Below are 22267 nucleotides of genomic sequence, written 5' to 3' on the forward strand. Positions count from 1 at the left end.
CGTTGGGGGAGGCGTTCCACAACGCAGGACACGAACATGCACACCTTGATGAGGATCACCCCGTTGGCGCTGGCGGCGCTGGCGGGCACCGCCTTTGCCGCACCGCCAGCGGCGGACGATGGCGGCGACGTGCAGGCACTTGCCAACCAGCTGGAGCAGCTCAAATCCAACTATGCACAGGAAGTGCGGCGGCTGCGCGAACTGGACATGCAGGTGCAGGCCATGCAGGCGCGATTGAGTGGACGCACGGGGCCCACCGGGCCGGCAACGGCGGCGGCAACGGGCGCAGCAGTCGAGCATGGCTCGACGCTACAGACGTCGCAGGGTAGCGAGAGCTACGCCAGTACGGCGGCCGAGGCACAGCAGGCGAAGCAGGAATCGCGGCGCAGCGTGGATGATGTGAAACAACAGCAGTCGGCCCTGTTCTCGCGCCGCTTCACCGTCGAGAACAGCCTCACCTACGCCCGCTACGACCGCAAGCAGCTCACCCTCAATGGTTTCCTGGCGCTGGACGCGATCTTCCTCGGCAACATCGCCATCGAGAACGTTGAATCCGATTCGCTCACCTACAACCTGGCCGCACGTTGGGGTGTCAGCCCGAACCTGACGCTCAACCTGGACGTGCCTTACCTGGCGCGGCGCACCGTCTACCAGAAGGGCGGCGCCGGCGGCGCGGCGGCCGCGATCGCGCAGGAAGAAACCAATGGCAACGGGCTGGGCGATATCGGTTTGAGTGCGAACTACCGCTTGTTCGGCGAACGCGGCTGGCGCCCGGAAACGGTGCTCACCGCCGGAGTCACCGCCCCTACCGGGCGCGCACCCTACGGTCTGGACTGGAAGGTGATCGAGCGCGACGACGATGACTACATCCGCTTCGCAGTACCCAGGGAACAGCCCACCGGCAATGGCGTGTGGCAGGCCAATGTGGGCCTGTCGATGGTCAAGACCGCCGATCCGGCAATCCTGTTCGCCAACGTCGGCTATGTGCATTCGTTCCCGCGTGGTTTCAGTGATATCGACAGCAACCCCGACACGGTCAACCCGGGTGACGTGAAGCTCGGCGGCGCGGTCTACTTCGGCGCTGGCGTGGCCTTTGCGTTCAACGAGCGCACCAGCCTCAGCCTGTCCTTCAGCGACCGCATCAGCGCCCGCGCTTCCACCCGTTTCCAAGGCGGGAAGTGGATGAAAGTGATCGGCAGCGACGCCAACGCGGCATCACTGAATCTGGGCGTGACCTACGCGCTCAACCAGCACACCACACTGGTGACCCTGCTCGGCATCGGGCTGACCCCGGATGCACCGGACTTCACGCTCGCCTTCAAGATCCCGTACATGTTGTAGAGACAGCGCCAGGCACGGTCCTGCGCCCCGGCAGGGCCTGGATTCATCTTCCGGCACCACAGCGGTCCCTGCCCGCTGCTATATTCAGCCCAGCTCGGCAGGCATGGTGCCTGCCCTCGAATCACAGGGAGTTGGACATGGGTCTGGTACAGGCGGTGAAGGGTGCGGTCGGTGGTGTGCTGGCCGACCAGTGGAAGGACTTCTACACCGTGCCCACGGGCCTGCCCTCGACGGCGGCCCTGTTCGCGGCGGTGCCGCGCGGCACCAACGCCGGCCGCGGCTCCAACACCAGCGGCTCGTCCAACATCATCAGCAACGGCTCGAAGATCATCGTGCCGGAGGGCTACGGCCTGCTGCTGTTCCAGGACGGCGCGATCACCGCGTTCGTCGCCGAACCGGGCGGCTACGAGTGGCGTTCGGACGACCTGAACTCGCAATCGATCTTCGCCGGCGACGGTCTGGTCAGCACCTTCATCAAGCAGAGCTGGGAACGCTTCAAGTTCGGCGGCCAGCCCGGTTCGCAGCAGGCGGCTTATTTCGTCTCGCTGAAGGAGCTGCCGGACAACCGCTTCGGGACCCAGTCGGAAATCTACTGGGACGACGGCTTCCTCAATACCCAGGTGGGCGCGGTCACGCGCGGCTCGTACACGCTGAAGATCGTCGACCCGATCCTGTTCGTGAAGAACTTCGTGCCGGCCAGCTACCTGCAGCCGGGCCAGGTGTTCGACTTCACCGACCTGGACAACGCCGCCGCCAGCCAGCTGTTCAATGAAGTGGTCGGTTCGCTGGCGCCGGCCTTCAGCCTGTACACGAACGATCCGGGCAAGGGCAACCGCATCACCAGGCTGCAGCAGGACTCGCTGGGCTTTGCACAGAGCCTGTCGGCCGCCGTCGAGCAGGGCTACCAGTGGAAGTCGGATCGCGGCCTGGCCATCGTCAAGACCGCCATTGTCTCGATCGAGTACGACGCCAACACCCGCGAACTGCTGAAGACCGTCCAGCGCGCCGATGCGCTGTCCGGCTCGCGCGGCAATTCCAACCTGCAGGCGAGCGTCGCCCAGGGCATCCAGTCGGCCGGCGAGAACGGCGGTGCGGCCGGCCTGGTCGGTGTCGGCATGGCCTCGGGCATGTTCGGTGTCGGCGGCATGCAGCAGCCGGTCACGCCGGCTGCCGACGATCCGGTGGCCAAGCTGAAGAAGGCCAAGGAAATGCTGGACCTGGGCCTGATCACCCAGGGCGACTATGACGCCCTGAAAGCCAAGGCGCTGGGCCTGTAACAGCAGGACGCACAACCCACATGTCCGATCCCAGAAACGGCCCACCGCCGCTGCCCGGATCCACGCCCGCGACGCCGCCGCTCTTGCCGGCGGCGTCGTTGGATGGGCCCGGTTCGCCGCAGGACGTCCCTCCCCTGCCGGGCAGCTTCCCGCTGGACACCTCGAAACTGCCACAGGCCATCCGCGATGAAGTGGAAGCGCCCGATCCTGTGGCCATTGATACCTCGGCCAGCGAGCTGGAGGACGGCCTCAACCGCTGCCCGAAGTGCGGCGCCACCGACATCCGGCCCAAGGCCGGCACCGATATCCTCATCTGCCTGTACTGCCGTCACGAATGGCATGGCGCGCGGGTCGAGGAGGAATTCGGGCTGGGCGAGGCCATCGACCAGCTGCGTGGCACGGTCATCGCCTCCGGCGCGCGTGACATCGACGCCGACACCTCGGCGTTGATGACGTTCAAGTGCACGGGCTGCGGCGCTGAAGTCACGGTCAATACCGAAAGCACGATGACGGCGCGCTGCCACTGGTGCCGCCATGTATTCGGCGTCAACGAACAGATCAGCAATGGTGCGGTGCCCGACGCGGTGCTGCCCTTCCACATCAAGAAGGACGATGCGGTCGCGCGCATCCGCCAGTTCGTCGACAAGCGCCGCATGTTCGCGCTGAAGGCGTTCAAGGAGCAGTTCACCCCGGAAAACGTGGTGGGTGTATTCCTGCCCTACATGATCGTGGACAGCAACGTCAGCGCGGCCGTGGCCGGCAAGGGCGAGATCCAGACCCGGCAATACACGGTCGGCACCGAGAAGAACAAGCGCACCCTGTACGACGCCGATGTCTACCAGGTCGAACGCCAGGTGGATTTCACGGTTGATGACCTGCCCCTGGAATCCTCGGCCGAGCGCGGCAATCTGGATACCCGCGCCAACACCAACAACATCATCAACACCATCCTGCCGTTCGACACCAAGAACGCGGTGAAATGGAACGCCTCATACCTGGCTGGCTTCACCTCTGAGAAGCGCAACCTGGATGTGGAAAAGCTGCGGCCGCGGCTGGAAGACCAGCTGCTGTCGATCGCCCGCGCGCAGGTGGAAGGGTCGGTGAGGCGCTACAACCGTGGCGTGCGTTGGGAACATGAACAGCTGGAGGTGCATGGAACGCGCTGGGTGTCGATGTACCTGCCGGTGTGGTTGTACTCGTATCACCAGCCCGGAAAGAACGGCGGCATGTTGCACTACATCGCAGTGAACGGCCGTACCGGCGAAACCATGGGCAGTGTGCCCGTGCAGCAATGGAAGATGCTGCTGGCGGCCCTGGCCACCGGCACCGTCATTGAAGCCCTCGCAATTGCCTTCCTGGTGGCATCGACATGAGCGACGACAGTGGCCTCTGGCTGTTGGCGGCAGGTCCGGCCGGCGCAACCGCGCTGTACTGGGCGCTGTACCGCTATTACCGCAACACCGACAAATCGCACTCCTTCGAACACGAGACCGAGATCGAGGCCAAACCGGTCACCGGCTCGGACCAGCAGGTCGGCCGGATCACCGGCACCGAGGACAAGCGTATCCGCGGTGACAACGTGTATGAGTACCGGAAACGGGTGGCAAGGGTGAAGCCGGATCAGTAGCGCCAGGCCATGCCTGGCTGCGGGTCATGCCGGCCGCGGGCCGGCATTCCTTCGGTCTCTGGGCGTCAAAGGGGAGCCGGCCAGCGGCCGGCACGACCCTTCAGCGGACAGCACCTGTTCTTGGCTGGCTTGCCTCAGGGCGCGCCCTCACACCGCCTCCCGCCCTACCGGTTCGATACTCGCGCGATCCAACCTGCCGAGGATGCTGCAATGGCCGCCGTGCTCCCCCGTACCTGCCTGCTCGCGCTGTGCTGCCTGGCGCTGCCCGCCCTCGCCCAGGAGGCCTCGTTCGGCTTCGGCCAGCAGACCGCCCGCACCGACCAGACCACCCATTCGAGCAGTACCGAGATCCAGAACAGTGGCTCGATGACCATGCAGACCACCAGCAGTGGCAGCTCGCAATCCGAATCGCGCAGCGAAAGCAAAGGCATCGACGTGGACTTCGGCGTCCATGACAACAACGACGACTGGCGCGATGACCGCGATACACGCGACAGCGACCTGGTCGGCAACTGGACACTGGGCCAGGAGAACGGCAGCACCTGCACCATCGAGCTGAAGAACATCGAGTGGTTCGGCGGCTACAGTGCCTATGTGCCTGCCAGCTGCCCGGATGGCTTCTTCTCGGCCAACCGCTGGGTGCTGTCGGGCAACCAGCTGCTGCTGACTGACACCAGCAACACCGTATTCGGGCGCTTCCGCGCGTCGGGCGGCGGACGCTGGACGGGGTACCGTGAATCGGATGGTGCGCGCTTGTATCTCAATCCCAAGGGGCGCTGATCGCACCGTGCACGCAGTGGGCACGCGCTGATCGGGAAGATCAGGCATCCGCCCCACCCCGCCACCGAAATGTCCGCTCCCACTGGCTCCCGTCTCGTCATCTATGCGGCCCTTGCAGGCAATCTGGCCATTGCCGTGGCCAAGTTCATCGCAGCCGGCATCTCCGGCAGCTCGGCCATGCTCAGCGAAGGCGTGCATTCGCTGGTCGACACATTGAATGAACTTCTGCTGCTGTACGGGCTGCGCCGTGCCAGCAAGGCGCCGGATTCCCTGCATCCGTTCGGCTATGGCCGCGAACTGTACTTCTGGAGCTTCATCGTCGCCCTGCTGGTGTTCGCTGCCGGCGCCGGCGTTTCGGCCTACGAAGGTATCCAGCACATCCGCCAGCCGGAGCCGGCCACCAACCACGCGTTGAGCTACAGCGTGCTGGGCATCTCCATCCTGTTCGAGGGGGCTTCCTGGTGGGTGGCGCTGCGTGAGTTCCGGCGCACCAAGGGCAGACTTGGCTACTTCGAAGCGTTCCGCCGCAGCAAGGATCCTTCCACCTTTACCGTGCTGCTGGAGGATAGCGCGGCCCTGCTGGGCCTGGGCTTCGCACTGATCGGCCTGGTGGCCGCGCAGGTGCTGGACATGCCGGTGCTTGATGGCGTTGCGTCGCTGTGCATCGCTGGCGTGCTGGCCGCCACCGCCTTCCTCCTGGCCCGTGAGACCAAGGGCCTGCTGGTCGGAGAGCCTGCCCATCCCGCAGTGGCCGAGCGGATCATGGCGGTGGCCGAAACCGATCCGGATCTGCGCCGCGCCAACGGGGTGACCACCATGCAGATGGGCCCGGAACAGGTGGTGGCCATGCTCAGCGCCGAGTTCGAGGATGACCGGCGGACCCCGCAGATCGAAGCCTGCATCACCCGCATCGAAACGGCGGTGAAGCGCGAGTATCCGGAGCTGGTGGCACTGTTCATCAAGCCGCAGACGCCGGAGGTGTATGCCGCCCGGCGCGCTGCATTGGCCGCACCGCCTGCGCCGGAATGACGCGGCGTCTGCGCCCGTTTCACCTGATCGATGCCACAGTGCCACGGTCTTTCTCCCGAGCCTGCCACCACCGTGCCGGATTGGTTGCCCGCCTCCCTGCAGATCCTGCCGCGCCGCTTCTACCGGCGTCCATCGACCGACGTTGCGCCGGAGCTGCTCAACAAGCTGCTGGTGCGCGACGATGGTCGCGCTGGCCGCATCGTCGAGGTTGAAGCCTATGCCGGCAGCGACGACCCCGCCGCGCACTCCTATCGCGGGCCAACGCCGCGCACGGCCAGCATGTTCGGTGAGGCCGGCCACCTCTATGTCTACTTCACGTACGGCATGCACTGGGGCAGCAACGTGGTCTGCGGAGAGGTCGGTGAAGGCGTGGCGGTGCTGCTGCGGGCCGTCGAGCCGCTGGCGGGCCTGGAGCGCATGCACGAGCTGCGTTCCGCCGCGCGCCGCGACCACGATCTGGCCAGTGGCCCCGGCAAGCTCTCGCAGGCCTTCGGGTTGGACCGCAGCTTCGACGGCGCCGATCTGGTGACCGGCAGCCATGGCATCGTGATCGCCAGCGATGGCACCCCGCCTCCGTCCGACCCGGAAGTTGGTCCTCGCATCGGCATCACCCGAGCCGTGGATTTCCCGTGGCGATGGCACGTCCGTGACCACCGTCACGTATCGGTGCGGCGACGCCGCATCTCCGCCCCCGCAAGGAAACGTTGATGACACCTCTCGACAAGCCGTTGCGACGCGAACTGGAGATCGATGGCCAGCCCTACACCCTGACTGTGGACCCTGAAGGCCTGAAGCTGGCGGAGAAGGGGCGACGCAAGGGCATTGCGTTGCGCTGGCAGGATCTGGTGTCCGGGGACGCGGCGCTGGCAACCGCATTGCAGGCGTCGCTGCGCGAGCACTGAACCGGCGCACCCAGCTCACGTCGGCATCACCCCGTCACAGCGATACATAACACTGTACCGACTACCGTAGTCCCAGACAGCCGCCGCAAGCGCCCTCGCCACCCTGCCCTGAAAAGCACCATGGACGAAGCCGAACGACTGCTTGAGATCGAACGACTGCACCTGTTGGATACGCCCCCGGAGCCGGTGTTCGATGCCATCGTCGCCGCCGCCCGCGCCGCAACCGGCATGACCATGGGCCTGATCAGCGTGGTGGCCGAAGACCGCCAGTGGTTCAAGGCCAACATCGGCCTTGAAAGCGTCAGCGAAACGGCCCGCGAAATTTCCTTCTGCACCCATGCCATACGCCAGGACGAGCTGTTCGAGATACCCGATGCGCGTCAGGACCCACGTTTCTCCACCAACCCCCTGGTGACGGGTGGGCCGCGTATCCGCCACTACGCTGGCATCCCCCTGGGCTCGGCGCACGGCGCGCGTATCGGAACACTGTGCCTGCTCGATCCGATGCCCGGCGTGCTGTCTCCGTCCCAGCGCGAGCTGATGGTGCACCTTGCCCGGGTCACCACCCAGGTGCTGGAGCAGCGCAGCACGCTGATGGCGCAGGTGGGCCAGGCCAAGGCGCTGCATCGTGAGCTCAAACGCAGTGAGGACTTCCTGGAGCGCACCAACCGCGCCGCCCGGGTGGGCGGCTGGGAGATGGACCTGGTCACCAACGAAGTGCGCTGGACCCGCGAGACCAAGCAGTTGCACGGCGTGCGCAGCAACTTTGAACCGACGCTCGACACCGCGCTGTCGTTCTATCGCGAAGACAGCCGCAACATCATCCGGGCAGCAGTGCAGCGTTGCATCGACGAAGGCACGTCCTGGGAGGTGCAGCTGCCAATGACCACCGCCGACGGGCGCGCGATCTGGACCCGGGTGGTCGGCAGCCGGCAACAGGTCGACGGCCATCCGCGCCTGGTCGGGGCGATCCAGGACATCACGGACGAACGAGCCGCGCTGGACGCGCTGGAAGCGAGCGAAACCCGCTACCGGCGACTGTTCCACTACAGCCTGGGCCTGATCTGCACCCACACGCTGGACGGCACATTGACCTCGGTGAATCCCGCGGCGGTGCAGTCGCTGGGCTTCGAGGAAAGCCAGATGATCGGGCGCAGCCTGTGTGACCTGATGCCGCCGGAAAAACGCGAGGGCTTCAAGGCCTACCTCGCTCGGATCCAGGCAAACCACACCGACGCTGGCGTGATCGAGCTGATTGCCGCCGACGGTACGCGCCACTACTGGGCGTACCACAACGTGCTCGACAGCGAGGCCAGCCCGCCCTACGTGCTGGGACATGCACAGGACGTCACCGCGCTGCGGATGCAGGAGCAGCAGCTGCGCGAAATGTCCTTCAAGGATCCGCTCACCCAGTGCTACAACCGGCGCTACCTGCACCGGCTGGATGAACTGATTGACGAGCGCTGGGCCTGCGTGATGTTCGACCTGGACCACTTCAAGCACATCAACGACACCCAAGGCCACCGGCGTGGCGACGCCGTGCTGGTCGAGTTCGCCACCTTCCTGCGCTCGCCGCTGGGCAAGGAGGAGACGGTGGTGCGTCTGGGCGGCGACGAATTCATGGTGGTACTGGTCGCGCCTGCGGACGGCCGGTTGAGCGAACTGGAGCATTGGTACCAGGACCACGCCGCGCTCTCGCCCAGCGCGTTCTCGATGGGTGCGGCCATCAACACGCCCGGCGAGCCGGTGGCCGACACCATCCAGAAAGCGGACAGCCGCCTGTATCGCACCCGCGCACGGGTACGCCGCGAGCGACGCGAGGACCCAGCCGCGCGTTGATCACGCGCTTACCGTCACCCACGCCGGCGCGTGGTCGCTGGCCTTTTCCTGTAGGCGTACCCAGCGGTCGACGCCAGCGCCCTTCAGTCGCGACGCCAGTACGGGGTTCAACAGCAGATGATCGATGCGCAACCCACGGTCGCGCTCGGCATGCTGGCGGAAATAATCCCAGAAGGTATAGATCGTGGCGTCGCCGTGCACCTTCCGCACCGCATCGGTCCAGCCCTGCGCCAGCAGTCGTTCGAAGGCCTCGCGCACCTCCGGCTGGAACAGCGCATCGCGGCGCCAGGCCTTGGGGTCGTAGACGTCGGCTTCGGTGGGAATCACGTTGAAATCACCCAGCAGCAGCGCCGGATGCGGCAGCTCGACCAGGCTGCGCGCATGCCGGATCAGGCGCGCCATCCAGCGCAGCTTGTAGTCGAACCTGGGACCGGGCTGCGGGTTGCCGTTGGGCAGGTAGAGGGCACCCACGATGACCCCGTGCGCCGCCGCCTCCAGGTAGCGGCTCTGGGTGTCCTTGGGCTCGCCCGGCAATCGGCGGCGGCTCTCGACCGGCGTGGTCCCTCGTGCCAGCAGCGCCACGCCGTTCCACCGCGCCTCGCCCTGCCAGAGCGCGCCGTAGCCCGCCTCTTCCAATGCCGCAGCCGGAAACGCGGCGTCGGTCGCCTTCAGTTCCTGCAGGGCAACCACATCCGGCGATTCCCTGTGCAGCCAGTCCAACAGCTGCGGCAAGCGTGTGCCGATGCCGTTGACGTTGAACGTGGCAATGCGAAGCGTCTTGCGTCGGGCCATGCAGGAAGTCTCCTCGGCGCCGGGAATGAGCGTTCACTGTGCGCGCCCGCGCATGCAGAATCCGTGGATGCCATGTCACGACAGGGTGCCATCCGTTTCACCAACCGCTGCCACGGGCGACAGCAGGCTGGTCACCCGTGGCCAGTGACGGAGAAGCCCCATGGCGGTGCGCCCGCTGCGCGCGATCTACCAGGTCGACCCCTACCTGTTCCGCGACAGCAATGGGCGCGGCTGGGGCACCCTAGATGGCATCACCGAAAAGCTGGACTACCTGCAGTGGCTCGGCATCAGCCATGTGTGGCTGCTGCCGTTCTACTGCAATGCCGGCCGTGACGGTGGCTACGATGTCACCGATCACTACCGCATCGATCCACGCCTGGGCGACCAGACCGCGTTCCAGCGCCTGGTCGATGCTGCCGACGCACGCGGTATGGGCATCATCGTCGAGCTGGTGATGCAGCACACTGCCAGCGCCCACCCATGGTTCGTCGCCGCGCAGCGCGGCGACCCGGCCTGGCGCCGCTGGTACCTGTGGAGCGACCACGTGCCCGACGACGGCCTGCAGCCGATGTTCCCGCCGATCGAGGCGTCTGCCTGGACATGGGACGCCGAGGCCGGCGCGTTCAACCGGCACATGTTCTACCGGCACGAGCCAGACCTGGAGCTGGCCCATGCGCCAGTACGCGACGAACTGCTGCGGGTGATGACGTTCTGGATGCAGCGCGGCGTGGCCGGCTTCCGCGTGGATGCGGTCCCGTACATGGTCGAGCGCGCCCGCCACGCGGACCCGCGCGACGACGGGCTGTGGCTGCTGGAGGAAATGCGCGCCACGGCAGACGCACAGCAGCCAGGGCTGCCGTTGATCGGCGAAGCGGATGTCCCCGCGTCCCGCTACGGTGACTTCCTGTGCCAGGGGCGGCGGCTTTCGCACCTGCTCGACTTCCATCTGAACAATCATTTCTTCCTGGCCCTGGCGCGCGGCGACGCCAGTGAAGTGGCCCGGGTCATGGCCGAATACGGACCGCAGGCGCCGCCGCACACGCGCATCGCCTGGCTGCGCAACAATGATGAGCTTGACCTGGAGCAGCTGCGGCCCGACGAACGCGAAGCGGTGATGGAGCGCTTCGCGCCCGAACTTGGCATGCGCATCTATGGCCGCGGCATCCGCCGCCGGCTGGCGCCCATGCTGGACGGCGACACCGCGTGGCAGGCCATGGCCTGGGCCGCACTGCTGTCGCTGGGTCAGGTGCCGGTGATCCGGTATGGCGAGGAAATCGGCCTCGGCGACTGCCTGGAACTGCCCGAGCGCAACGCCGTGCGGATGCCGATGCACTGGCACGACCGCCCAGGGGCGGGCTTTACCGATCAGCCACGGCATGCGTGGCGCGCGCCTCCGGCAGACGGCGCTTACGGTTACCGGACAGTGAATGTCGAGGCGCAACGCGCGACGCCCGGCTCGCTGCTGCGGCGTGTGCGCGAGCTGCTGCAGCAACGCAATGCCCATCCCGTGCTGCAGCAGGGGCCACACACGCTCGACCCACCTTCACCTGCGCTGCTGATGCTCCGCTACGGCGAGCCCCCCCACCAGGCGCTTGCACTGATCAACTTCGGCGACAACCCGGTTGAGGTAGAGGTGCCACTGCACGGCCCGCTGCGTATGCTGGTGGGCCACGGCACCACCATGCAGGATAACCGCTGCATCCTGCAGGGCCACGGCTACGCGTGGCTGGCCGCCGAGGGTGCCTGAGTGCGCAGCGCGGGCAGCACGTGTTCGGCGAAATCATCGATGAAGCGGTCCTGCTCGCGGTTCACGTTGTGCAGGTAGATGCGATCGAAGCCCAGTGACTGCAGTTCCTGCAGCCAGGCCCGGTGCTGGCCAAGATCCGCCGAGACATGCACGTGCTGGCGCAGCTCCTCGGCACTGACCGACCGGGCCTGTGCCTCGAACTGCTCGGGCTGGTCCAGGCCTTCGGCCAGTTCCGGTGGCAGCACATTGGCGCTCCACTGCTCCATCGCGCCTTCCAGTGCCGCCTGTTCGGCACGCGCGTAGGAGAGCTTGGCCTGCAGGTACATCGGCTTGCCCCTGCCACCGCCCTGTTCGAACGCCGCCACCACACGCCGCAACTGCGCCAGTGGCTGGCTGATGGTGATCAGGCCATCGGCCCAGCCCCCCATCCAGCGTGCGGTTTCCTCGGTGACGGCTGCACCCAGCAGCGGCAGGGGAAGGGCCGGTCGGCTGTACAGTCGCGCCTGGCGCACCTGGAAGCCACCGCTGTGGTCGACCCGCTCGCCTCCCCACAGCCGCCGCATCACCTCGGCCGCAGCGCGCAGTGCCTTCTGCCGCTCGCGCTTGGCTGGCCACGGCTGGCCGGTGATGCGCTCGTTCAGGGCCTCGCCGGTACCCAGCGCCAGCCAGATCCGGCCCGGCGCCAGCTGCTCCAGCGTCGCCGCTGCCTGTGCCACCAAGGCCGGGTGCTGGCGCAGCATCGGGCAGGTCACCATGCCCAGGGTCAACGCGCTCTGCACCGCCAGCGCGCCGGCCCACACCCAGCTGTGGCCCGACTGCCCTTGTGCGGTCGTCCACGGGTGGAAATGGTCCGAGCACATCAGGGCCTCGAATCCCGCCTGTTCGGCGCGCAGCGCCAGGCCCAGCAAGGTGGCGGGCGGGAACTGCTCATGCGATGCGTGGTAGCCGATGGTCATCACGGATTCCGTGCGGGGACTGGACACGATGGCAACACCCCTCCAGCTAAAACGGCGTCATGGAAACGAACACTCCCTGCATCGGGCATCGACGCTGGGCTATCGCCGAGGGCTACATTCCGGCCTGGAGCAACGGCCCGTCACCGGAGATGCAGAGTCACGAAACCTGCTGTGTCCTCAATGCCGGCAGCGAGGACGCGCATGTCACGCTGACCCTCTACTTCGAGGACCGCGATCCGGTGGGTCCCTACCGGATTACAGTGCCGGCGCGGCGCACCTGCCATCTGCGCTTCAACGACCTGCAGGATCCGGCACCTGTGCCGCTCGGTACGGGCTTCGCCACCCTCGTCGAATCCGACCAGCCGATCATCGTGCAGCACACGCGGCTGGATTCACGGCAACCGGCCAACAGCATCATGACCACCATCGCGCATCCAGTGTGAAGCCGCGCGCGCAGGCGTCCACGCTGCAACGACACCGCGCCGTCCAGCCGTTTACCCGCTTGGAGGGAGACTGGCGCCGGTTTCCTTTCGGAGAGTGACGATGGCCCTGCCCGACTACCCACGCCCGCCGTTCCCGGCCCAGCAGCAATCCTTCCCCGGCAAGACTGCGCAGATGCAGCCCCGGCCGGACCACGGCGAGGACAGTTATCGCGGGCATGGCCTGCTGCAGGGCAAGAAGGCATTGATCACCGGCGGTGACAGCGGTATCGGCGCGGCGGTGGCGATCGCTTTCGCGCGCGAAGGCGCCGACGTTGCCATCGCATTCCTCGATGGCGAGCAGGACGACGCCCGCCATGTGCAGCAGCAGATCGAACAGGCCGGGCGCAAAGCCGTGCTGGTACCCTGCGACATCAGTGACCCGGCACAGGCGCGATCGCTCGTAGACCGCGTGGCCAGCGAACTGGACGGTCTCGATATCCTGGTCAACAACGCGGCCTACCAGCGCTACTACGAGCACTTCGACGACATCACCCTGGATGACTGGAAGCGGACGTTCGATACCAACGTGCATGCCGTGTTCAATCTGACCCGACTGTGCGTCCCGCACCTGCGCGGTGGCGGTGCGATCATCAACACCGCATCGGTCAACTCCAAGCGGCCGACGCCGAACATCCTTCCCTATTCTGCAACCAAAGGTGCCGTCGCCAACCTGACGCTGGGGCTGGCCGGCCTGCTGGCCGAGCATCAGATCCGCGTCAATGCCGTGCTGCCCGGCCCGATCTGGACGCCGTTCATTCCCGCAGGCATGGCCGCCGAAGAGGTCGAACAGTTCGGCGCGCAGACGCCATTCGGCCGCCCCGGACAGCCGGCCGAGCTGGCCTCGGCCTATGTGATGCTGGCTTCGGACAGCGCCAGCTACACCTCCGGTGCGCTGCTGACCATCTCCGGCGGCGCGGCAACACTGTGACCCCTCATGGCCGGATTGCCCGCCTGGATTGAGGACTGGCTGACCGTAGTTGTGCCGGTGGCCGAGGTGCTCGCCATCCTCGGCGTCGCATGGGTGATGGTGCGTGTCCTCGCGTGGCTGCTGGTGCAGGCGCGGCAGCGCGGCAGGCTGGCACCAGAGCTTCATGTGGGCCTGCGCCGCGGCGGTGCCCTGCTGCTGTATCTGGCGGCTGCGCTGCTGATACTGGAGCGACTGGGCGTGTCGCGCTCGGTGCTGTGGACCGCGCTGACCGGGTTCATGGCGGTCGGTGCGGTGGCGTTCTTTGCTGCATGGAGCGTGTTGTCCAACCTGTTCTGTTCGTTCCTGATCGTCGCCACGCGCCCGTTCCGCATCAATGACACCATCGAGGTGCTGGAAAGCGTGGACAAGCCGGGCTTGTGCGGTCAGGTGGTGGACATCAACCTGATCTACACCACGCTGAGTGATCGTGGCGAAGGCGCGCGCGGTTGCCTGCTGCGCGTGCCCAACTCCTTGTTCTTCCAGCGCATCACCCGCCACTGGGGTGACAGCGGCTATTCCCAGCTGCCGGGAAGCGTGCCAATCAAAGGCAAGGTGCGCTGAGTAGCTGTAGAGTCGAGCCCATGCTCGGCTTGCTGCGCGCAGCGCTCGGTGCAGCGCGACCTGAACGGAGAGCAGCCGAGCATGGGCTCGGCTCTACGGGTGCCACAGCGGGTGCAACCCTACTCCGCCGCCAATGCCTGGATCGGGTCCAGCTGCGCGGCGCTGCGCGCCGGAAAGTAGCCAAAGCCCAGCCCGATCACAGACGAACACACCAACGCGGCCAGCACCAGATAGGTACCCATGCGCCGCTTGGCGCTACAGGAACTCCGCCATGCGCTGCAGCTCGTCGTCCAATGCGCTGCGAAATGCCTTGTCGCGGGCCAGCGACTTTCCGGCATAACCCACGTTCGGCACCAACTCACCGCCGCACACGCTCAGGTTGGCCCAGCCCACCACCTGGTCATGCCACAGCACCGGCAGTGCGTAGTACCCATACTGGCGCTTTGGCGCAGGTGTGTAGGCCTCGAACTTATAGACCCAATCCCACAGCAACTCGAAACGGCGGCGGTCCCACACCACCGGGTCGAACGGCGCCAGCAGGCGCACCTGATCGTCTGGCGCGTGCCTGCGCGAGCGTGGATTCTCGTCTGCCGGCCAGTACCAGGTGGTGCCCTCCAGCGAGCAGCTGGCCAGCTGCTGCTTGGCCAGCGCCAATGCCTTGCGGGTCTGCTCGGCCAGATGCGGTGCACCATAGCCCAGCAGGCGCACCAGGTAGGTCAGGCTGGCCGATGGCAGCGGCGCGTACTTGCGCACCACCAGATCAATCAGGGCGGCCGCGCGTTCGACCTGCGACTGCTCGCTGGCATCCGCCTCGGCATGCTCGGCCACGGCGTAGATACGGGTGCCGTTGTCACGCCGCGCCACGCGCAGCATTCCGCGGTAGTGCATGCCATCGAGCAGGTGGGTGCTGGCATTGCTGGTGCCGCCCCAGTAGTTGGTCACCCGCCCATGCGCAAACGCCTGGTCGACCTCGCGGGGGTGCACGCTGCCGCGCTCGCGCACGAACGCCAGCACGTCGGCCGCGCGGCGATGGGTCTCGGCGTCCCACTCGCGCTTGGACACGCGCGGGTGCATCAGCGCCAGATGCTCGCGCGGCAGGAAGCCGTAGTTCACCAGGCAGTCCTCTTCCACCGGCAAGCGCGCATAACGACGTTCAAGATCACCCGCGCGGTAGTCCTTCACCCGGTGCCGCAGGGTCAGATCCTGCGCGCGTGCCGGTGCCCGGATCGGGTCGGCCTGCACGAAGCCCAGCCGCCGGATCGCGGTCAACAGCGTGGTCGGCTTGAACAGGGTGCGCGCCACCGCGTAGCGGCGCAGATCTTCAAGGGTAGGCGTGGCAGGCATGGCTGCATTGTAGATCCACGCCATGCGTGGATGGGATCACGGCAATTCCCCCGAGGGCTAGCGCTCATCGCACCCGGACCCTTCACCGGATCCAACTACAGGCGCTGCCAGACCACGCCCTCACCCCGGCGGTAGTACACCGCCATCGCGCGGCCATAAATCCGGTCCGCATCGACCCATCCGAAGAAGCGGCCGTCCAGGCTGTTGCCACGGTGATCACCCAGCACCAGTACCTTGCCGGAGGGTACCTGCACATCGGCAATGTCCGGGCCTCCGCCATGCGTCAGGTCGAGCCAGGCGTGCCGCTTGCCAAACCGTTCCACGCCGCTCGCATAGGTCATCTGGAGGGGGCGTCCATTGACGCTCAGGCGCCCATCCTGCAGACGCACGCGGTCGCCGGCCACGGCCACCACGCGCTTGATCATGCGCACGCCATCGGCCGGCGAAGCGAACACCACCACCTCGCCGCGTTGCGGCACGGTGGCGCCCATCAGCTTCAGCCCGCTGAAAGGCAGGCGCAGGCCGTACGCGCGCATATCGACAACGACGCGGTCACCCGGCTGCAAGGCGGGCTGCATTGAACCACTCGGCACGACGTAATGGTTGGCCAGGGTGTCGCGTGCAACGAAGAACAGGCCCAGCAGCATCAGCAGCGGCGCGGCCTCCTTCTTCAGCCACGCCAGCATTCGCTGGGACCACGACGCGCGGAGGGTGGCATCCATAAGGGCTCCGGAAGGTGATGGAAGGACTCGGAGCCCTAGGCTAGACCGGGCACACCTGGCCACACATAGGACAGGTCCCAGATGTGCCCGCCCGTAGGGCCCACAGGCACGACCAACGCTACAGATCGCCGTCCGCATCCAACAACTGCAACGACCCGATCACGAGCGCCTGCATGCCCTGCTTGAACTCGGTGATCACCTGGCCCTCTTCGTCATCCGCAATCGCGTAGATGGTGTCGGCGCCGGCGATGCAGTAGAACGCGATCGTGGCCAGCAGCCAGCGCGCCTTGTCCATCGGCAGGCCGAACACTTCGGCCACGTGCGCCTGGTGCGAGGCAATCTTTTCCAGCATCGGCGCGGTCGCCACCGTGCGCCGCAGCAGGTATGGCGGCAACCCGGGATGCGCCTTCACTACCTCGCACAACGATTCCACGAACACCATCAGGTAGCCCTGCAGGCCACCCGCCGCATCGGCCGAGGCGCGCGGAATCTGCCAGCGCTGGAACACGGCTTCGGCCACCAGCCGCTTCAACGCCTCCAGGTTCGCAACGCGCTTGTACAGCGCCGCTTGGGTGACCGCGAGCTCGGCGGCCACATTGGCCATGGTCAGGTTGGGCAGACCCAGGCGGATGCCGATGTCGGCCAGGCGCTCGGGGGTGATGGTCGGTGGACGGCCGCGAGACGGCACCGTGGTTTCGCGTTGCATGTTCATACCCTGCCGAGGGTGCCAGCAAAGGGACCCTCTTGTCCGCTTTGGTCTCTTTAGTTTAATTTACTCAACTAATTCGGAATGCGTCTGGTTCGCAATCATGGCGCCGTCCGGATCGAGCCCGTGGCTCACTTCCCGCCAGGTCCCCACCCAGCCGACAACCCCGCGCTGCGCCCTCCCCCGTGCTTGCCGATGGCCGCGCGCCAGGCGCGCTCGCCCTCGCGATTCACAGGACCCTGGTATGACCGTATCCCCCTTCTCCTCTTCACAGAACCAAGCTGCCGCCGTGTCCTGCAGCCAGCCACTTCCACACGGCCTGGCCCGGCGCTACCGCGCATCGGCGCTCGCGCTTGGCCTGATGGCATCGTGTGCCGCGCTGGCCGAAACCGCGCCGTCCACCCTGCCCTCGGTGCAGGTACAGGAACAGCGCCGCGTGACCGGCGACTATGCCGGCGGCCAGGTGGCCGCCGGCGGCCGTATCGGCCTGCTCGGCGACAAGGACTTCATGGATACGCCGTTCAGTACGGTCAGCTACACCGAGTCCTTCATCCGCGACCGCCAGGCCAAGGACCTGACCGACGTCATCGCCGCCACCGACCCCACGGTGTTCAGCAACGGCGTCACCGGTTCCTGGAGCGAGAACTACGCAATCCGCGGCTTCGCCTCCAGCACCAGCGACACCACCTTCGACGGGCTGAGTGGCATGGCGCCCTACTACCGCACCTCGCCGGAAATGTTCGAACGCATCGAGGTACTGAAGGGCCCCTCCGCGCTGCTCAATGGCATGCCGCCGGGTGGTTCGGTCGGTGGCAGCGTCAACCTCGTGCCCAAGCGCGCCGGCCAGCAGCCGCTGTTGCGGGTCAGCGCCAACTTCGCCTCCGACGCGCAGTTCGGCACCCATGTGGACATAGGCCGTCGGCTCGGCGCGGACAAGCAGTTCGGCATCCGCTTCAACGGCGCGTACCGTGATGGCGATGGCGCCGTGGGCAAGCAGCGCAAGAAGGTCCAGCTCGGTTCGCTGGCACTGGACTGGCGCGGCGAACGTGCGCGGCTGTCGGCCGATCTGTACAGCGCCGATGACCGTGTTGACGGCCCCGCACGTGGCGTCGGCCTGGCACCCGGCGTCGCCATTCCGCGGCCGCCGCGTGGCGATACGCTGATCAACCCGGACTGGGCCTACGTGGACAGCCAGGACAAGGGCGCGATGCTGCGCGGCGAACTGGACATCAACGATACCCTGATGGCCTACCTGGCCTACGGCACCAGCAGGACCGACTACCGCTACAACGGTTCGATCAGCGCGCAGATCCTCAACCCGGCCGGCGACTTCACCACGGTGATCGGCCAGCTCGCCTTCGATATCAGGAAGCAGTCCGGCGATGCCGGCCTGCGCGGTTCGTTCCGGACCGGCAGGGTCGGCCACCAGTGGGCTGCCAACGTGACCCACTACCAGCACACCCAGAACGACTACGGCCGCCGCAGCGTGCCGGGCTGGGACTGGACCACCAACCTCTACAACCCGGTGTGGGGCCCGGCCGCGCCGTTCGTAGCGCCGCACATCTCGCATACCGAACTGCGGCTGGACAGCCTCGGCTTCGCTGATACCCTGTCCTTCGCCGATGAACGCGTGCAGTTGACCCTGGGCGTGCGCCGCCAGCAGGTGGTCAGTGAGACCTTCAACGTGGCCACGGGTGTACGCACCTCGCGCTACGACGAGAGCGCCACCACCCCGGCAGCGGCGCTGCTGGTGAAGGCCACCGACACGATCTCCCTCTACACCAACTACATCGAAGGCCTCAGCCAGGGCGCCACCGCGCCGATGACCGCCGCCAATGCCGGCGATGTGTTCGCGCCGTTCCGCACCAGGCAGAAGGAGCTGGGCCTGAAGCTGGACCTGGGCCGCTTCGCGCACACCTTCAGCGTGTACGAGATCAAGCGGCCCAGCAGCTACACCGACCCGGTCACGAATATCTTCTCGTTCGGCGGCGAACAGCGGAACCGCGGCGTGGAATGGGGCTTCTTCGGTGCGCCACTGGACGGCGTGCGCCTGCTGGGCGGCGTGGCCTACGTGCAGCCGAAGCTGACCCGCACGGCGGGCGGCGTGAATGAAGGACGCATGGCCACAGCAATTGCGCAGCGGCAGGCCAAGCTGGGCGTGGAGTGGGATGTGCCCGCGCTGGAAGGCCTGACCCTGACCGGCAATGCCACGGCCATGTCCAAGCAGTACATCAGCGCCGACAACCGCCTGTCGGTGCCGGGGCGGACGTTGTTCGACGTGGGCGCGCGCTACAGCACCACCGTGGCGGGTCGACCGCTTGCGCTGAGAGCCAGTGTGAACAACGTGACCAACAAGGCGTATTGGGGCATGCCGTTGTTGTCGAGCCTGGCGTTGGGTGCACCTAGGACGGTGCTGGTGTCGGCGACGATGGACTTCTGAGCATACGTGGAATCCCTGTAGAGCCGAGCCATGCTCGGCTCCGTTCGCCCGCTGAGCCGAGCATAGGCTCGGCGCTACAGAACGCGGGGCCATCCGCCAACGGCATCCAGGCAGGATGCGAATATTCTGTAGAGCCGAGCCCACGCTCGGCTCCACGCCAACAGCATCCACGCATGGCGTGGCTCTACTCGGATGCAGGCGGAAGATGGCGTGATTGGTCAGCGCCAGCGCGGCCAGCTTCAGACCTTCCATCACGCGATCGCCCACGTACTGTTCCGGGCCGCCATTCTGGCGGGCGCGTTCGGCCGCCAGCAGGATCTCCTGCACGATACGCAGCCCGGCCAGTGCACCGTCGGCGTCGGCCAACGCCAGGCACCGGCCCGGCAGCTGATGGCGCTCGGGCCAGGGCTGGCCGTCGGCAGCCGCGCCCAACCCGATGCGATGCAGCAGGGCCGTCAGGTTGTTGGGATCGGGCGGGATGTCGTGCCCCTCATCGGCATTGGCCGGGGCGCGCTGATGGGGAAACTCCGATGCGTTCATGGCAGGTCTCCGTGCAAGGCATGCGGGACCACCGCCCTTAACAAAGGCGGCGGACGGTACGTGTGTGGAAACCGGTAGCTAAGCGTCATTACCCGGTGGGTTCGCTTGCGCGCACCCCACGTACCGCCCGCCATGGAACGCGAACGGAATGCCAGCCGGCGCCGCGCAAGGCGACGCCGGCTGGCAAGCGTAAACAACGCATAGCTAAACGGGTTTCCACACCCGGCCACCCTTTTCCGGCGGCAATCCATCATGTGCACGGCGGGGTGGCAGGCGCCAACAACCCACGTGCAAAGACAGCAACGTTCACGCAGTGGCAGCATTGTCGCATATCGACAATCGAGCCGAAGATTCAACAACTTGCACCATGCCGATGGCGGCATGCTTCACCCGCATCGGCACCGCGCATTCCTTGACCGCATCCGGCATTCAAGACAGGCGACGCGCCAGTTCCGACATTACGCAAGCAGATGTGCAATCAACGCCAGCACCGCCAGATGTCCCACGTAGTACCCGTAGAACACCCACCGCCAGCGCGGCAGTGGCCATGTCACCCGCGCGGCCAGCAGCACCACCGGTACGGCCAGCAATGCCCAGCCGTTGTGGTTGGCCCAGCACACCGCTGCGAGCCCGACCAGCAACAGCCACCACGCGCGATGCCGGAACGCGATCCATCCCAGCAGCACGCATCCGACACCCGCCCACTGGTAATCCACGAACATCGGCAGCACGCCGGCAGCCAGCAACAGCAGAACGGGCCGATGGTTCGCCAGCGCATGAACGGCCACGGCCGCCAGAGTGAAAGTAAGCAGGATGTTGAGCGGCAGCCAGGAACCAAACGCGAATGCGTGCACTGGCTGGGCGATCAACCCCCAAAGCACGAGCCGGCGTATCGATTTGCGCAGGTCGGCCCCGGGCTGGGCCAGGTTGCAGGCCATCACCAGCGCGAACAGCGGGAAGGCAATACGCCCCAGTTCGCTGACCACCGGCACGTAGCCGCCGAAGGCCACCTTGGCCACGTGATCACCGGTCATGGCCAGCAGTGCGATCCACTTCAGCAGCTCGCGCGCGCCGCTGCCAAGGGTGAAGTTGAAGGTTGACGTCCCGGTCGTGGTCGCTTGCATCGCGGAAGCTTATGCGCATCGGCCAGCCCATTTCCAGCGCCGCGCAGGAGCCCGTCGCTGCAGCCCGCAGGTGGCGGCGCTATGCTGGCCGCCCCTGCTTGTGAGACACCCGCCATGCGCACCCTGTACCCCGCCATCGAACCCTACCGCGAGTTCCCGCTGAAGGTGAGCGATCTGCACACGCTGCATGTCGAAGAGTGCGGCACACCGGACGGCACTCCGGTGGTGTACCTGCACGGCGGCCCAGGCGCGGGCATTTCACCCACCCATCGCCGCTTCTTCGATCCGGCACGCTACCGCATCGTGTTGATCGACCAGCGTGGCAGCGGCCGCTCCACACCGTTCGGCGAGCTGCGCGACAACACTACGCAGGACCTGGTGGCCGACATCGAGAAAGTGCGTGAGTACCTGGGCATCGAGCGTTGGCTGGTCTATGGCGGCTCCTGGGGGTCGACCCTGTCACTGGCCTACGCACAAGCGCATCCCGAACGCGCCACCGGCCTGATCGTGCGCGGCGTGTTCCTCGGCCGCGAAATGGAGAATCGCTGGTTCGCCGAGGCCGATGGCGGTGCGCGCTGGATCTTTCCGGAGCGCTGGGACCGTTATGAGGCTTACATTCCGGAGGCTGAGCGTGGCGACATGATTGCGGCCTATTGGACCCGCATGGATGGCCCGGATGAGGCGACCCGCATCGAAGCCGCGCAGGCCTGGCTCGGCTGGGAAGACAACGCGGCAACCCTCCAGCACGACGTCGACGCCCAATCCACTGATGATCCGCTGGATACCTTGGCCAAGGCCCGCATCGAGGCGCACTACTTCCGCAACGGCATCTTCCTGGAACCCGACCAGCTGCTGCGCAACATCGATCGCATCCGCCATCTGCCCTGCGTGATCGTGCAGGGCCGCTACGACATCATCTGCCCACCGCGCAGCGCGTGGGACCTGGCCAAGGCCTGGCCGGAGGCGCGGCTGGAAATGGTGACCTCCGGCCACAGCGCCAACGAGCCGGCCACGGTGGATGCGCTGGTGCGGGCGACGGATGCCTTTGCCGACCGGTTCTGAAGCAGACGGTAGTGCCGGCCGCTGGCCGG

General features: G+C 66.5%; 22 protein-coding genes and 1 pseudogene. 15 read left to right on the forward strand and 8 right to left on the reverse strand.

Annotated elements, in window-relative coordinates; all coding sequences use genetic code 11:
* Nucleotides 1-36 precede the first annotated feature (36 nt).
* From ACSDHM_RS09530 to ACSDHM_RS09570, 9 genes are all read left to right on the forward strand, one after another.
* Complete coding sequence (locus ACSDHM_RS09530) at nt 37-1341, forward strand: transporter (RefSeq protein ID WP_088497573.1); 1305 nt, start codon at nt 37-39, stop codon at nt 1339-1341.
* Nucleotides 1342-1478: 137 nt separating this feature from the next.
* Nucleotides 1479-2618: an SPFH domain-containing protein gene (locus tag ACSDHM_RS09535; protein WP_061478323.1), complete on the forward strand. Its 1140-nt coding sequence runs from the start codon at nt 1479-1481 to the stop codon at nt 2616-2618.
* 20 nt (nt 2619-2638) lie between these two features.
* A complete protein-coding gene (locus ACSDHM_RS09540) occupies nt 2639-3991 on the forward strand; it encodes a hypothetical protein (RefSeq protein WP_072167116.1) in 1353 nt (450 codons plus the stop codon).
* A complete protein-coding gene (locus ACSDHM_RS09545) occupies nt 3988-4245 on the forward strand; it encodes a hypothetical protein (RefSeq protein WP_005416661.1) in 258 nt (85 codons plus the stop codon). Before ACSDHM_RS09540 ends, ACSDHM_RS09545 begins: the two co-directional genes overlap by 4 nt.
* Nucleotides 4246-4455: 210 nt before the next feature.
* Complete coding sequence (locus tag ACSDHM_RS09550) at nt 4456-5025, forward strand: AprI/Inh family metalloprotease inhibitor (protein WP_072167117.1); 570 nt, start codon at nt 4456-4458, stop codon at nt 5023-5025.
* Between the two features lie 69 nt (nt 5026-5094).
* Complete coding sequence (locus ACSDHM_RS09555; RefSeq protein WP_072167118.1) at nt 5095-6054, forward strand: cation diffusion facilitator family transporter; 960 nt, start codon at nt 5095-5097, stop codon at nt 6052-6054.
* Nucleotides 6055-6126: 72 nt separating this feature from the next.
* Nucleotides 6127-6762 carry a DNA-3-methyladenine glycosylase gene (locus tag ACSDHM_RS09560; RefSeq protein ID WP_111007801.1) on the forward strand — a complete coding sequence of 212 codons (636 nt, stop codon included), beginning with the start codon at nt 6127-6129 and terminating at the stop codon, nt 6760-6762.
* Complete coding sequence (locus tag ACSDHM_RS09565) at nt 6762-6956, forward strand: hypothetical protein (RefSeq protein WP_061480303.1); 195 nt, start codon at nt 6762-6764, stop codon at nt 6954-6956. Before ACSDHM_RS09560 ends, ACSDHM_RS09565 begins: the two co-directional genes overlap by 1 nt.
* A 120-nt stretch (nt 6957-7076) precedes the next feature.
* Nucleotides 7077-8795 (forward strand): sensor domain-containing diguanylate cyclase, encoded by a 1719-nt coding sequence (locus ACSDHM_RS09570; RefSeq protein ID WP_227836746.1) that lies wholly within the window; start codon nt 7077-7079, stop codon nt 8793-8795.
* Here the strand turns inward: ACSDHM_RS09570 and ACSDHM_RS09575 are convergent, their stop codons facing one another.
* On the reverse strand, nt 8796-9587 hold the full coding sequence (locus ACSDHM_RS09575) for an exodeoxyribonuclease III (RefSeq protein WP_188240979.1): 792 nt from the start codon (nt 9585-9587) through the stop codon (nt 8796-8798).
* A 160-nt stretch (nt 9588-9747) separates the two neighbouring features.
* On the opposite strand from ACSDHM_RS09575, the gene ACSDHM_RS09580 reads away from it, so the two are divergent.
* Complete coding sequence (locus ACSDHM_RS09580; protein ID WP_151354750.1) at nt 9748-11334, forward strand: alpha-amylase family glycosyl hydrolase; 1587 nt, start codon at nt 9748-9750, stop codon at nt 11332-11334.
* Here ACSDHM_RS09580 and ACSDHM_RS09585 read toward each other — a convergent pair.
* A complete protein-coding gene (locus tag ACSDHM_RS09585; RefSeq protein ID WP_188240978.1) occupies nt 11304-12290 on the reverse strand; it encodes a TIGR03885 family FMN-dependent LLM class oxidoreductase in 987 nt (328 codons plus the stop codon). The two genes, ACSDHM_RS09580 and ACSDHM_RS09585, sit on opposite strands and share 31 nt — an antisense overlap.
* A gap of 59 nt (nt 12291-12349) precedes the next feature.
* Between ACSDHM_RS09585 and ACSDHM_RS09590 the strand changes: the two genes are divergently transcribed.
* The 3 genes from ACSDHM_RS09590 (at nt 12350) to ACSDHM_RS09600 (ending at nt 14300) form a co-directional block, all read left to right on the forward strand.
* Entirely contained in the window at nt 12350-12733 is a 384-nt protein-coding gene (locus tag ACSDHM_RS09590) for a sensory rhodopsin transducer (protein WP_072167125.1), read from the forward strand.
* A 100-nt stretch (nt 12734-12833) separates the two neighbouring features.
* A complete protein-coding gene (locus ACSDHM_RS09595; protein ID WP_019659796.1) occupies nt 12834-13700 on the forward strand; it encodes a glucose 1-dehydrogenase in 867 nt (288 codons plus the stop codon).
* 6 nt (nt 13701-13706) lie between these two features.
* Complete coding sequence (locus ACSDHM_RS09600; protein WP_334271175.1) at nt 13707-14300, forward strand: mechanosensitive ion channel domain-containing protein; 594 nt, start codon at nt 13707-13709, stop codon at nt 14298-14300.
* A gap of 119 nt (nt 14301-14419) precedes the next feature.
* On the opposite strand, the gene ACSDHM_RS09605 is transcribed toward ACSDHM_RS09600, so the two are convergent.
* The 4 genes from ACSDHM_RS09605 to ACSDHM_RS09620 form a co-directional block, all read right to left on the reverse strand.
* Nucleotides 14420-14542 carry a hypothetical protein gene (locus ACSDHM_RS09605; RefSeq protein ID WP_260808591.1) on the reverse strand — a complete coding sequence of 41 codons (123 nt, stop codon included), beginning with the start codon at nt 14540-14542 and terminating at the stop codon, nt 14420-14422.
* A 13-nt stretch (nt 14543-14555) separates the two neighbouring features.
* Nucleotides 14556-15644: a DNA glycosylase AlkZ-like family protein gene (locus ACSDHM_RS09610; protein WP_072167150.1), complete on the reverse strand. Its 1089-nt coding sequence runs from the start codon at nt 15642-15644 to the stop codon at nt 14556-14558.
* Between the two features lie 95 nt (nt 15645-15739).
* The gene (lepB, locus tag ACSDHM_RS09615) at nt 15740-16366 is read right to left on the reverse strand and encodes a signal peptidase I (protein ID WP_088497564.1); all 627 of its coding nucleotides are present in this window, start codon (nt 16364-16366) and stop codon (nt 15740-15742) included.
* A gap of 118 nt (nt 16367-16484) precedes the next feature.
* The gene (locus ACSDHM_RS09620; protein WP_334271174.1) at nt 16485-17072 is read right to left on the reverse strand and encodes a TetR/AcrR family transcriptional regulator; all 588 of its coding nucleotides are present in this window, start codon (nt 17070-17072) and stop codon (nt 16485-16487) included.
* A 244-nt stretch (nt 17073-17316) separates the two neighbouring features.
* Here ACSDHM_RS09620 and ACSDHM_RS09625 point away from each other — a divergent pair, with 244 nt between their 5' ends.
* The gene (locus ACSDHM_RS09625) at nt 17317-19512 is read left to right on the forward strand and encodes a TonB-dependent receptor (RefSeq protein WP_439426914.1); all 2196 of its coding nucleotides are present in this window, start codon (nt 17317-17319) and stop codon (nt 19510-19512) included.
* A gap of 189 nt (nt 19513-19701) precedes the next feature.
* On the opposite strand, the pseudogene ACSDHM_RS09630 reads toward ACSDHM_RS09625, so the two are convergent.
* Nucleotides 19702-20052 (reverse strand): annotated as a pseudogene (locus tag ACSDHM_RS09630) (hypothetical protein); the annotation flags it as partial.
* A gap of 458 nt (nt 20053-20510) precedes the next feature.
* Nucleotides 20511-21176: a TraX family protein gene (locus tag ACSDHM_RS09635; RefSeq protein ID WP_088497561.1), complete on the reverse strand. Its 666-nt coding sequence runs from the start codon at nt 21174-21176 to the stop codon at nt 20511-20513.
* 114 nt (nt 21177-21290) lie between these two features.
* Between ACSDHM_RS09635 and pip the strand changes: the two genes are divergently transcribed.
* Nucleotides 21291-22238, forward strand: a complete 948-nt coding sequence (pip, locus tag ACSDHM_RS09640) for a prolyl aminopeptidase (protein ID WP_439426915.1) — start codon at nt 21291-21293, stop codon at nt 22236-22238.
* Nucleotides 22239-22267: the final 29 nt, after the last annotated feature.

The organism is Stenotrophomonas sp. T8 (genome assembly GCF_051853085.1).
Taxonomy (GTDB): domain Bacteria; phylum Pseudomonadota; class Gammaproteobacteria; order Xanthomonadales; family Xanthomonadaceae; genus Stenotrophomonas; species Stenotrophomonas sepilia.